Here is a 12,183-nt window from a genome sequence, read left to right on the forward strand (position 1 = left end):
ATTCTCTGGACGTTGTGCATACAACATAAGAATTATTCGTAAGTGGGCGGGCTTTTGATCTTTAAGGGTGCTCGCCAATCGTGTGCCTATCGAACGGTTAAAAGGGGTGGATCATGCGGGCAGTGCGTTATCTGGTGGCAGGTGTTTTCTCTTGTGCTCTTTCTGGTGGCAGTGCGTTTGCGTCTTCCAGCAGCAACACGGCTGCGGCGCCGATTGCGACCGCCACGACGGTCTCTCAAAGCTCGACCCAGAATATCGTGCGGACGATTTCGAGCACGGTCAGCGACGGTCTCGCGCGGGCCTTTTCATCGGGCAATCTGTTCCGCCATTCTCCTGCCAACAACAAGCGGGTCGGCCTGGGGCAGGGTGAAACCGGTGTTTCGACCGGCAATTCCCCTGCTGGATTCGGAGTATGGGGCAGCGCGGACTACACCTACCTGCGCATTGTCCCCGATGGTGACCGTTCGCAGCGCCGGCTTACCGACATCTATAGCGGTGTCGCGGGCTTGGATTACGCCATCAACGACAAGGCCGTGACGGGTGTCGCTGTCGGGTATGGCCATGCTGAAACCGATGGGCGGACGGCTCGTGCCTTCAAGCTGGATCAGACGTCCGATTCCTTCACCGTGGCTCCTTATCTTGGCTTGTCGCCCATGGAAAACATGACCGTGGACGTGGTGGTCGGCTACACCTACGCGTCCATCGACACCACCGATTATTCTTTCAACACCGTCGCCAAGGGCAGCAACAATTCCAACACCGTGTTTTCGGCTGTCAACCTGGGATATGTGATGCCGGTGACCAACAATGTGGCGATCAAAGGGTTCACGGGTTTCAGCTTCCAGCATGGGAGCACTGACAGCTACAGAGACAGTCAGAACAACGAGATTCGCGGCGACAGCGAGGACCATTGGGTGGCCCGCCTTGGCGCCAAGGCTTTGTGGGCGGTGACGGATTCGACGGAAGCCTACGTGTCGGCGGCTTATGAACGGGATCGTCAGACCCCGGCGTTGTCAGAAAATTCGGCTCGCATGACTTTGGGGACGTCTTCGAAGTTGTTGGACGGCCTGGATCTAGTCGCGGAAGGCATGGCCAATTTTGGACGTGAAACCCAACAGGAATATGGCGCGGCCGTGAACCTGCGTCTGCTCTTCTGACCCTTGGGCGGCCTTCTGGATTACCCCAGAAGGCCGTCTGACCGGGGCGAGCTTCGCTTCCACTTGGACTGAACGGCGATGGCAGTGACCTCACGGTCCATTTCGCGGCAACGGTGGCGAGCTGTCTCTATCGAAGGGATTGCTGTGGTCGTTGTGGTCTGTGTGTGTCTGTTGGCCCTGCAGATCACCCCGGTTGTTAGGATGATAGAGAACTGGCTGTGGGATCTGCGCGTGATGTCGATCACCGCGCCACGGAGTTCTGAGTCCGGCAATCCTGAAATCGTTGTGGTTGCCATCACCGAAGAAAGCTTGTCGCGCTTTCCTTACCGGTCACCCGTTGACCGGGCCTGGCTTGCCCGGCTTTTGCACTCCATCGCGGTTGCCCAACCGGCGGCCATCGGCGTTGACATCCTTTTCGACCAACCGACGGAACCCGAAAAGGACAACGAGCTTCAACGGACCCTGAGTGGGATGACGGTGCCGGTGGTGGTGGCAACGGCCGATGGCGACGGACAGCTGACGGCGGCGCAAACAACCTTCCTGGACCGTTTTCTGCCAGCCAGCTCTAGGGTTCGCCCTGCCTGGGCCAATATGATGACCGACCGTGATGACGGGACGGTGCGGCAAATCTTCGCCGGCAAGAACAGCTTGGCGGGCTGGCGGTCGGGGATGGTCCCGGCTTTGGCAGAGGCGGTCGGCAGGGTGACGGTCAACGTCCCGCTCCCCTTTGCGTTGAATCCTTTTACCGATAGCCAGCCTCTGGGGGTCCCGGTCTATCCCGCCGACGCAGTGTCGGTCTTGCCGCCCTCGTGGTTGGCAGGAAAGGTGGTCTTGGTCGGTTTCGACTTGCCGATGTCGGACCGTCACCGCTCTTCGGCGGCTTCCTTGTACGGGGTCCGGGGCGGCACCTTGCCCGGTGTGGTTTTGCATGCGCATGCGCTGAATCATCTGTTGTCAGGAGGCGTCCTGGTCGCGCCGACCATGGGATGGCAGATCCTTGCCCTGGCGTTGATGGCTTTGGCGGGGGCGGGAGCGGCCCGTCTGGATTTTCCGCTGGGCGGCCGCATGGTCGGTATCGTGATCATTTTGGCCTTGTATTGGGCTATCGCCATCCAGCTGTTTGCCGGCCAAGGGCTGATCCTGCCCATGTTCATGCCTTCGATCGCTTTCATCCTGTCGGCAGGGGCCGTCAGCACCCATCTGTGGCAGCAGGCAAAGCAACAGCGGGCTTTTATTGAAAACGCCTTTGAACGTTATGTTTCCCCTTCGATCGTACGCGAGTTGACGCAAGCCCCGGACCGCTTGGTCTTGGGCGGAGAAATGCGGGAAATCACCTATGTCTTCACCGATGTAGCCGGGTTCACGTCGTTGGCGGAAGGCTTGGAGCCCCAGCAATTGTGCCAGGTTCTGAACGAATACTTGGACGGTATGTGTCGGTTGTTTTTTCATTACGAAGCGACCATCGACAAGATCGTTGGCGATGCGGTGGTCGGGTTCTTCAACGCTCCGGTGGACCAGCCTGACCACGCCGAGCGGGCGGTCAAACTGGCTTTAGCCGTCGATCAATACGCCGAGTCGTTTCGTGTCCGTATGGAAGCCGTGGGCTACGCCATGGGGGAGACTCGGGTCGGGGTCCATTCCGGCTCGGCTGTGGTGGGTAATTTCGGTGGGGACCACTTCTTCAATTACACTGGTCATGGGGACACGGTGAACACGGCGGCGCGCCTGGAGGGAGCCAACAAATATTTCGGTACTCGGCTTTGTGTGTCGCAGGCGACGGCCAGTTTGTGTCCCGATCAGGTCTTTCGGCCGATTGGGGAAATTCGGCTGAAAGGCAAGCGCAAGTCTTTGTTGGCGCTGGAACCGGCCTCGGTGGAATTTGCGCGGAGCGATCATTTCGGACGTTACCTCGAGGCCTATGAAGCGTTGTCGGCAGACCGGGAGAAAGCTGGCATGCTGTTCGCGCGGATTTGCGCGGATTTCCCAGAGGACGGTCTGGCCCGTTTCCACAATCAAAGAATTTCTGGTGGTAGTCACGGTAACCTTATTGAATTGGCGGAGAAATAAGGATGCGACGGCTTGTCTTGGCGTGTTTTGCGATGTTTTCTTCTCCGGTTCTGGCCGAGGATTTGGTGGTGCTGCGCAGTTCGCTCGCTTCCATCCGGGTCGGTCAGATCGTGGATGGCGGCGCGGTTTTGGCACTGCCTGCCGGCGGGCAGGTGACGCTGATGACGGCGCAAGGCAAGGCCGTGTCGCTGAATGGGCCTTATCAAGGGATCCCGTCGCCGCAGGTGGCAGGCAACGGCGATCGCAATCTGTTGTCGGCCTTGTCTGGTCTAGCCTCCCGCGGAGGAGTCGAGACTTCGGCGCTGGGGGCATATCGAAATCCGCCTTTGGGGGGGGGCGCCAACCAGGCACGTTTATCCAAGGCGGGGGACATCAATCCGTTCGACAATGACACCCAATGTGCCGTATCTGGCAAAACCAACATTCTTAGAATCAAGTTCATGCCCAAGGGCGGCGCCGCGACCCTTGCTGTCGATAGCGGACAAGCCGTGACGTTGGACGTCAAGGACGGGCGGGCCCTGTGGCCGCAAGCGGTGCCTATGACAGATACCGCCGATTACGTCGTGGTTTCCGATTCCGCCCAGGCTCCGGGGCGTTTTAAGCTGCGGGTCCTGGCGTCGGACGACTTCAGCGAAGGAAACCTGGGGGCACAATTGGCCGCCATGGGATGCGACGGACAGGCCCGGGTCTTGCTTTCGGGGGTGATTCGTGCCGCGAAGCCGGTGGGCGAATAAGGCCGCTTGAGGTAAGGGAGGGGGATGGACGGGATCTCGGTGGTGACTTTGGGAATTGTCGGCATGTTGGGACTGGCGAGCCTGCTGGCCCCTTGCGTCGGGGCAGTGGTGAGTTCTTTGGGGAAATGGCGTTGTTGTCCAATACTCCCCGCAACGCCGGTGTGGTTTTGCTCTTTGTTGGTCTTGGGCAAGCATGACTTTCACTCGCTGCTGGACAGTCACGACGAGTTGCGGAAAATTATCTCCGAAATCGCGCAGAAACGTTTGGTCAAGGGAAACTGAAAGCCTTTCCCTCGACCGGCGTGACTGGGTGCCCCCTGTCCAAAGATGCCCCTTCATGACCGTTCAATCGGACGAATCCCTGTATTTCCAGATCGACAAGGCAGAACGAAGCCTGCAACGAACCATCGACTGGGTGTCGCGGCACGATGTGCGCAGCAATGGCCTGTTCGGCATCAGCATCGCCATGATGGGCATGCTGTCGACGGTGGTTCCGCCCTTTTCTCAGTGGAACGTGGAAATCGCCATCAGCATTAGCCTGACGGTCGTCAGCTTCATCGTGACTATCACGTCCTTGCTGCTGGGCGTCCTCCCCAGAACCACCACCCAGACCCAATCCATTTTATTTTTTGGTTCGGCGGCCAGAATGGATTGCGACGATCTGTTGGCAAAGTTCACTGCGGCGACACCGGCTTCATATCTTGATGACCTCGTCGCGCAATATCACGTCAACGCTGTGATTGTGGATTTGAAATTCCGCTTGTTGAAAGTTTCCATGCTGGGGCTGTCTTCGATGCTGTTGCCGTGGATGCTGTCGATCTATTTCTGCAAGGTCATCGGCAACATTCCCTAGGGTCTGTGGACATTCATTTAGAGCATTTTCACATCGAGCGTCCATATCCGTCGTGGGCGAAGAAATTGGCGCATTCCTCGGGCGGAAACAGGTCGATGAGTTTTCCGATCACGTCCCATAAGGTGTTGATGGTGCGGGCTTGCGCCTTTCGCAGCAGGCTCTTGAGCTTGGCGAAGGCGAGCTCGATGGGATTGAGGTCTGGGGAGTAGGGCGGCAGATACCGCAGGGTGGCCCCTCGGGCTTCGATGAGTTGCTTGACCCCTGCCACCTTGTGGGCGGGCAGATTGTCCATTACGACGATGTCGCCGGGCCGCAAGGTCGGAGCCAGGACCTGCTCGACATAGGCCAGGAAGATCGCGCCATTCATCGCCTTGTCGATGACGAAGGGGGCGGAGATTCCGTCATGCCGGAGCGCCCCGACGAAGGTGGTCATTTTCCAATGACCGTGCGGCACCGCAGCCAGCAGCCGCTGACCGCGCGGCGCCCGTCCGTAGCGCCGGGTCATGTTGGTCGATGCCCCGGTTTCATCAAGGAAGACCAAGCGGGTTGGGTCCAGCGCCGGCTGCTCGGCTCGCCAGGCGATGCGTCCTTCGGCTACGTCGGGACGTTCCTGCTCGGCAGCATGCGCACTCTTTTTTTCAGACTGAGGTCGAGCCGCTCAAGCGTGTTCCACAGGCCGCCGACGCTGATCGACACGCCCAATTCGGCCAGAACCCAGGCGCGCAACTCAGCCAGCGTGGCATCGGGCTCGACCTTGATCTGCGCCTGCAACGCCTCAAGGTGAGCCGCCAGCTTCTGTCCTGGCCGCCCAGGCCGTGGCTTCACCGTCGTCTCGCCGGTGGCCCGGCGGCGGCCTTGGGCCTTGTAGATGTACGAAACGCTCACCCGGAACAGCGGCGCCACCTCGTAGGCGCTCATGCCGCTGTCCACAGCCGCCAAAACTCTATCGCGCAAGTCCTGAGAATAGGACTGCCCTGAGCGCCACGTCATCGCATCATCCTCGGGAGCGTTGTTACCGAAGATGTTGAATCACAAAATGACCTCAGGGGGAATCCTCTACCGATTCCGCTCGGCGTGAAACCGCTCTAGCGGTGACTTTGGCCTTGCCCCATCAGTTCCAATGCCTGTCCAAGGCGATGGCGATCAGCAATCCCAGCAGATAGGGGATCGACCAGGCGAAGTTCCAGCCGGCCCAGCGCCGGCTGGGCGTGGCCACCAATTTGAGATTGAGGCCGATCAGCACCAATCCCAAACCCGTCGCCGTCCAGCCATAGAGAGTGCCCAGCAGGCCCAAGCCCCAGGGCAGCAGCGACGAGCCGGCCAGCAGAACCGAATTGAGCAGGATCAGTCGTGCCGTCAGCCTCTCCCCCACCACCACCGGCAGCATGGGGATGCGGGCAGCGCGGTAATCGTCGGCCAACAAAATGGCCAAGGCCCAGAAATGGCTGGGCGTCCACAGGAACAAGGTGACGGCCAGAAGCGTGGGCAGCAGCCATTGTGACGGTTCGACCACCGCCGCCCCGGCCAGCAGGGCGAAACTGCCGGCGGCACCGCCGAAGACGATGTTCCACCACGTCCGTCGCTTCAGCCACACGGTGTAGATCACCGCATAGACGAAAATCCCCAAGAACAGGTGCAGCGCCACCACCCAGTTCAGCGTCATCACCGCTGTCGACAAGGCGGCGATGGTCAGCCCCGCCGACAGCATCAGGGCATCGGTGGGGCTGACATCGCCCTTGACCATGGGACGGTTACGGGTGCGCTTCATCATGCCGTCGATGTCGCGGTCATAGAGGTGGTTGAACACCGCCGAACCGCCCGACCCCAGCAGCATGGACAGGATCAGGGCCAGCATGGGCAGGGGCTCAACCTTGTCGGCGACGGCGGCATAGCCGGCGGCGGCCGTGGCGGCGATGGTGATGCCGATGCGCGGTTTCATCAGTTCCAGACCGTGACGCAGGCGCATGGCGTTCCCCTTAAGGATAAAGGTGATAAAGCATCCCATAGACCAGCAGGCCCGAGGCGCTGACATAGACCCAGATCGGCCAGGTCCAGCGGGCCAACCGGCCATGGGCGTCGTAGCGCCCGGCCAAGGCGCGCGCCAGGGTCAGCAGGACCATCGGGGTGACGGCGATGGCCAACACCACATGGCTGACCAGCATGGTGTAGTAGAACGGGCGGACCCAGCCCTGGCCGCGAAAGACGAAGATGGGGGCGGTGAAGTGATAGGCCACATAGGCCAGCAGAAACAAGGCGCTGGCGGCTACCGCCACCAGCATGGCGGTGCGGTGCAGGTCACGCCGTCCGGCATGGATCAGGCCGAAACCGGCCAGTGCCGCCGTCAGCGCCGTGCCGTTCAACCCGGCGGTCACATGGGGCAGGATGGCGGCGGGCTCCATGCTAACGCCCCATCATGACGCCGAACCGCAGCAAGGTGGCGGCATAAAGCCCCAGGGCGATCAGCCCCAGCAGCAGCATTGTCAGTCGCCGGGTGCGGCGCGGCGTGATGTCCATGGCACGTTCCCCCTTTTTGATATCAACAAAGACGTGGGGACGACCAGGGATGGTTAAAAGGGGGGAGACGCGCGGAGGATGATCCCTCCGCGCGTGCTGATGACGTCAATGGCCATTCTCGGTGACGATTCCGCCGACAAAATCCGTCACCGCCGCCGACAGATCACGGGACGATCCCTGCAAACCGTCGGACAGGTCGAACAGGTTGCTGGCCGCCACCCCGGCCTGACCGGCATTGGCCGACAATTCCCCCATGCGGGCCGAGGCGTCCAAGGCGTTGCGGGCGGCATCCTGGATGCTGGTGGCGATATGGCGGGTGGCACCGTCCTGGGCCTCCATGGAAGAGGCGACGGAGCGGGCCATGCCGTCGAGATCGCTGATCACCTCCACCATGGCCTGAATTTCGGCCACGGTGCTGCCGGTTTCGTTCTGGATCGACCGGATCTGGGTGGTGATTTCCTCGGTGGCGCGCGTGGTCTGGTTGGCCAAAGCCTTGACCTCGCCGGCGACCACGGCAAAGCCCTTGCCGGCCTCGCCGGCGCGGGCCGCTTCGATGGTGGCGTTCAGCGCCAGCAGGTTGGTCTGGCTGGCGATGTCGTTGATCAACTGCACCACGTCGCCGATGCGGGTGGCTGTCTGGGCCAGGGTGCCGATACGGGCGGCGGTGGCGGCGGCACTGTGCCGCGAGCGTTCCGTCGCCTCGACCGAAGCGGTGGCCTGACGCGACACCAGGGCGATGGATTGCGATAAATCCTCGGCGGCGCCGGCGGCGCGATCGACCCCGGCGCTGGCCTGGCGGGCCAACTCAGCGGCGCTGTCGGCCAGCACTTGGGTATCGCGGGTAATTCCGGCCAGGGTGCCGGCTCCGGCATGGACCTGGATCGCCATGTCAGACAACCCGCCGACCACCCGGGCGACGCGGCTTTCAAAACCGCCGGCCAGACGTTGCAGGTCACGTTGACGCGCCTGTGCATTGTCGCGATCCATCTGCTCGCGGTCCTGACGGCTTTGGGCCAGGGCGACACCGTTATCGCGGAACACCACCAGGGCCCGGGCCATGACCGGCACCTCGCCGCGCCCGTCGGTAAAGGGAATGGGGCGGTCCAACTGCCCCTGGGCCAGGGCCAGCATGCAATCGGACAGCTGATTGACCCGCCCGCTCAAGGATCGGGCGATGCCCAAGGCCAGAAACATCACCCCCAGCACGGTCAGCACGGAAACCCCGACCATGGCCCTGAGGCCGAAATCGTGGGCGGCATCGTATTGTTCCTGAGCCTGGGTCTGTTCTTCGGCGTTGACGGCGATGATGGCATCGATGCCTTGCTTGGCCGGGGCGTAGAAGGTCTTGAACTGACCGGCGGCCTCGGCGGTCCGCAGCATCATGGCCCCGGTTTCTTGCATCTGCTGAAGGAATTGTGCCGACAAATGGCGCAAGGTTTCGCGCTCGGGGGCGGTCAGATGGGACGAGGTTTGAATGGCTTTGTCCACATTGGCGGCCGCGTCGACGGCCTGTTTCAGGGCTTCCGGGCTGGGCTGGCCACGTAATTCCGCCTCGAAACGGCGGGCATCGGCGATGGCCCGTTCCACCGCTTCGTCCTCGGCCTGGGGCCGGGCGTCGACCATGGCGATGAACCGATCCGACAGCATCTGGGCTGACCGCATCAATTGCCCGCGCAAGCCTTGATCCGGCGCCAGACCCAATTGGTGCCAGACTGCGGTGAAGCTGTCCCAGTGGCGGAAATACCCATCCACCGCGGTGACGATGGTGCGTGCCGCCGCCGCTTGCCTATCGCTCCCTTTGGCAATCCGGCCATCGGCCAAGGTTTGATCGATCTGTCCGCGTACCTGGGCCATGTCGGCCAGATATTTTTTATCGGGACGGATCAGGAATTCTTTTTCGTAATAGCGGGCCTTCAACAGGGCGAAATCCAGGCCGACGGCATCGCGCAGGTCGGCCAACTCCCCCATATGGGCATCGAAGGCGCGGTCCTGGGCGGCGCGGGTCTGTGCCCACAGCCCCACCACCAGGGCAAACCCTAGAAAGACGATACCCGCCAAAGCATAGAGCTGCTCTGAAATGGTGCGATTGCGCAAGACGTTCAGCATGAGGGTCCCCCTTTTCCGGCTCTGGTGAAAGAGCGTGAGGAACCCTAGTGCTGGCCGAGTGAACCGATTGTGAATGGTCCGTTCATCCGCCGTTCAGAAAGCGGGGACACGACCGTGCCGGGGGAGGGTCAGGCCATCATCCGCCACCAGCGGCGGGCTTCATCGGCGCCCCAATCGGGACCGTGACCGGAATACAGGCGCGGGCTTTCCCCCACCTTGCCGAGCAGGCGGGTGATGGAATCCCACAGCTTGGCCTCGGAGCCGCCGGGCAGGTCGGTACGGCCGACGCCGTGGCGGAACAAGGTGTCGCCGGTGACGACGAAGTCGCCGAAATCGAAGCACACCCCGCCCGGCGTGTGGCCGGGGGTGAAGATCACCTTGACCGTTGCCCCGCCCAGGCTGAAATCCGGCTCGCCCTCGAACCAATGCAGGTCGGCCGGGCCGTCCTGACCCTGACCGGTGAAGGTCTTGTTAAGATCGCTGGCCCGTTCGATCACCGGCTTTTCCTCGGTGTGGGCGATGGTTGGGATGTTCAGCCCCTGCTCAATGGCACGGGCGGCGCCCAGATGATCGGGGTGGCCGTGGGTCAGCCAGATGGCCACCGGCGTACCGCCCATCTTGCTTGCCGCATTGATGATTTGCGGGGCGTCGCCACCAGGATCGATGATGGCGATTTCACCACTGGGGCGGTGCTGAACGATATAGCAGTTCTGGTACCATGGTGGCGGCGACACCGCGATGGTCAGGGAAAAATCGCCGAAATCACCAGCTGCATGAATCGTCATTGTTTCGCGCCCGCCGCACTGAAAGCGAAAGATGATTTCCTATACGGGATAAATGCGACGATTTCCAGGTGCCGCTCTTTACCGGGCGGTAATGAAGCCCCATGACAATGGTATGACGTTTGTCGTTTACCTGAATCGAGACCGCCATGACCGATATCGTCGTCTCCGACGCCCCCTTTCCCTCGGCCCGTGATGAAGTGATCGCCGCGCCGGACGAGGTGGTGACGGCGCAGACCGCCTCGCCCGCCTATAAGCTGGCCTTCGCGGATGACGACTTCCTGCTGCGCCCCGACATGCGGGCGGTGCGTCTGCAACTGGAATTGCTGAAGCCGGAATTGCTGCAACAGGAACAGGGTATCCGGTCCACCGTCGCCATGTTCGGTTCGGCCCGCATTCCCGATCCCGATGTGGCGAAGGAACGTCTGGAAAAGGCGGAAGCCGCCGCGCGGGCCCATCCGCGCGATAAAAAAGTGGCGCATGAACTGACCGTGGCCCGGCGCATGTTGGCCAACAGCCGCTATTACGAGGAGTCCCGCCGTCTGGCCGGCATCGTCACCAATACCTGCATCGGTGAACATATCTGTGATTTCGTCGTCAAGACCGGCGGTGGCCCCGGCATCATGGAGGCGGCCAATCGCGGCGCCCACGAGGTCGGCGGCAAGTCCATCGGCCTCAACATCGTCTTGCCCATGGAGCAGGCGCCCAATCCCTATGTGACGCCGGATCTGTGCTTCCGCTTCCATTACTTCGCCATCCGCAAGATGCATTTCATGATCCGGGTCAAGGCGTTGGTGGTGTTTCCCGGTGGCTTCGGCACCTTGGACGAATTGTTCGAGGCGCTCACCCTGATCCAGACCGGCAAGATCGAGCCGATCCCGGTGGTCATGTTCGGGCGCGAATATTGGGAGCGCGTCATCAATTTCGACGCCATGGCCATGGAAGGCATGATCGGTCCGCACGACAAGGACTTGCTGACCTTCGTCGAAACCGCCGAGGAAGCCTGGCACATCATCGCCGATTTTTATCGCCTGCCGCACTGATCTCGGGTCAATGCCCGATCCCACCCGCAGCGGGTTAGGTTAGGATACCCGCATCTCCACCCCGGGGGGGGAGGGGGACGACGCCTCCGATGGGTTGCATCTTCTGCCGTGCAGCCATGTCGCGAGGCGTCCTTGCTTTGGGCCTCACCGCTTTGCCCGGCGCCCCATCAGGCGTATGATGATGGGGAATACGGTGAGGGAGGCGACCATGTCTCACAACATCCTTTCGGTCATTGCGGCCATGGCCGAGGTGGCGACCGTCACCCACGACGAGCCTTCCACCCGGCACCCCAAGAAACCGGTCATCACCATCTCGCGCGATTACGGTTCCGGCGGTGACGTCATCGCCCAGCGTCTGGCGCAGCGCCTGACCATTCCCCTTTATGACGAAGTGGTGCTGAAGGAGATCGCTACCCGTCTGCAAGACGATCCGGCCATCGTCAAGATGCTGGACGAGGGTTTTGGCCGGGCCAAGGATATGTGGCTGTACCGTTTGTTTTCCGGCAACGATGTCGGCCCCGACGCCTATCGCGACACCTTGGTCAAGGTGGTGATGAGTCTGGGCCGCATGGGCGGCGTCCTGTTGGGACGCGGTGCCCATGTCATCTTGCAGGAAGCCTGCGCCCTTCGGGTCCGCATCATCGGCACACCGGAAGTGTGCGCCAAGCGCATGGCCCAGTCGGGCCACGGCACCTATGACCAGGAATTGGCCAAGACCCGCGAGGTGGACCACATGCGCGGCAAGTTCGTGTGGGACGTGTTCAATTCCCGTCTGTCCGACGCCAGCCAGTTCGACATCATCATCAATACCGACCGCATGGCCGATTTCGAGGATGTGGTCGAGATGCTGGAGGGCATGGCCAAGGCCATCCATGCCGGTCGGGTGCTGGCCCTGTAGGGGGACCAAAGGGTCGGGAGATTTCCCGA

Annotated in this window: 12 protein-coding genes; 7 read left to right on the forward strand and 5 right to left on the reverse strand. The window is 61.6% G+C overall.

The window, feature by feature from the left end; translation table 11 throughout:
* Nucleotides 1–113: 113 nt before the first annotated feature.
* The 5 genes from MGMSRV2_RS19405 to MGMSRV2_RS19425 all read left to right on the forward strand — a co-directional run bounded on the left by MGMSRV2_RS19405 (nucleotide 114) and on the right by MGMSRV2_RS19425 (nucleotide 4,811).
* The gene (locus tag MGMSRV2_RS19405) at nucleotides 114–1,157 is read left to right on the forward strand and encodes an autotransporter outer membrane beta-barrel domain-containing protein (protein ID WP_024082087.1); all 1,044 of its coding nucleotides are present in this window, start codon (nucleotides 114–116) and stop codon (nucleotides 1,155–1,157) included.
* A 144-nt stretch (nucleotides 1,158–1,301) separates the two neighbouring features.
* Complete coding sequence (locus tag MGMSRV2_RS19410; RefSeq protein WP_158497792.1) at nucleotides 1,302–3,224, forward strand: adenylate/guanylate cyclase domain-containing protein; 1,923 nt, start codon at nucleotides 1,302–1,304, stop codon at nucleotides 3,222–3,224.
* A gap of 2 nt (nucleotides 3,225–3,226) precedes the next feature.
* Nucleotides 3,227–3,958 (forward strand): hypothetical protein, encoded by a 732-nt coding sequence (locus MGMSRV2_RS19415; protein WP_024082089.1) that lies wholly within the window; start codon nucleotides 3,227–3,229, stop codon nucleotides 3,956–3,958.
* 24 nt (nucleotides 3,959–3,982) lie between these two features.
* The gene (locus MGMSRV2_RS19420) at nucleotides 3,983–4,240 is read left to right on the forward strand and encodes a hypothetical protein (RefSeq protein WP_024082090.1); all 258 of its coding nucleotides are present in this window, start codon (nucleotides 3,983–3,985) and stop codon (nucleotides 4,238–4,240) included.
* Nucleotides 4,241–4,295: 55 nt separating this feature from the next.
* Nucleotides 4,296–4,811, forward strand: coding sequence for a Pycsar system effector family protein (locus MGMSRV2_RS19425; protein WP_024082091.1), 516 nt, complete (start codon nucleotides 4,296–4,298; stop codon nucleotides 4,809–4,811).
* 28 nt (nucleotides 4,812–4,839) lie between these two features.
* On the opposite strand, the gene MGMSRV2_RS19430 is transcribed toward MGMSRV2_RS19425, so the two are convergent.
* The 5 genes from MGMSRV2_RS19430 to MGMSRV2_RS19450 form a co-directional block, all read right to left on the reverse strand.
* Nucleotides 4,840–5,801, reverse strand: a protein-coding gene (locus tag MGMSRV2_RS19430) for an IS630 family transposase (protein ID WP_144084247.1) whose coding sequence is annotated in 2 segments (ribosomal slippage) — nucleotides 4,840–5,453 and nucleotides 5,453–5,801 — 963 coding nt in all. Because the reading frame shifts where the segments join, the coding sequence is not laid out codon by codon here.
* A 121-nt stretch (nucleotides 5,802–5,922) separates the two neighbouring features.
* Nucleotides 5,923–6,777, reverse strand: a complete 855-nt coding sequence (cyoE, locus tag MGMSRV2_RS19435; RefSeq protein WP_024082092.1) for a heme o synthase — start codon at nucleotides 6,775–6,777, stop codon at nucleotides 5,923–5,925.
* Nucleotides 6,778–6,787: 10 nt separating this feature from the next.
* Nucleotides 6,788–7,210, reverse strand: coding sequence for a DUF420 domain-containing protein (locus tag MGMSRV2_RS19440; protein ID WP_024082093.1), 423 nt, complete (start codon nucleotides 7,208–7,210; stop codon nucleotides 6,788–6,790).
* Between the two features lie 220 nt (nucleotides 7,211–7,430).
* Nucleotides 7,431–9,431, reverse strand: a complete 2,001-nt coding sequence (locus MGMSRV2_RS21535; RefSeq protein WP_024082095.1) for a methyl-accepting chemotaxis protein — start codon at nucleotides 9,429–9,431, stop codon at nucleotides 7,431–7,433.
* Between the two features lie 128 nt (nucleotides 9,432–9,559).
* A complete protein-coding gene (locus MGMSRV2_RS19450) occupies nucleotides 9,560–10,216 on the reverse strand; it encodes an MBL fold metallo-hydrolase (RefSeq protein WP_024082096.1) in 657 nt (218 codons plus the stop codon).
* Between the two features lie 146 nt (nucleotides 10,217–10,362).
* Here MGMSRV2_RS19450 and MGMSRV2_RS19455 point away from each other — a divergent pair, with 146 nt between their 5' ends.
* Together MGMSRV2_RS19455 and MGMSRV2_RS19460 are read left to right on the forward strand one after the other, a co-directional pair.
* Nucleotides 10,363–11,256, forward strand: a complete 894-nt coding sequence (locus tag MGMSRV2_RS19455) for an LOG family protein (protein WP_024082097.1) — start codon at nucleotides 10,363–10,365, stop codon at nucleotides 11,254–11,256.
* Between the two features lie 208 nt (nucleotides 11,257–11,464).
* On the forward strand, nucleotides 11,465–12,154 hold the full coding sequence (locus MGMSRV2_RS19460; protein WP_024082098.1) for a cytidylate kinase-like family protein: 690 nt from the start codon (nucleotides 11,465–11,467) through the stop codon (nucleotides 12,152–12,154).
* Nucleotides 12,155–12,183 lie beyond the last annotated feature (29 nt).

The organism is Magnetospirillum gryphiswaldense MSR-1 v2, from assembly GCF_000513295.1.
GTDB classification, from domain to species: domain Bacteria; phylum Pseudomonadota; class Alphaproteobacteria; order Rhodospirillales; family Magnetospirillaceae; genus Magnetospirillum; species Magnetospirillum gryphiswaldense.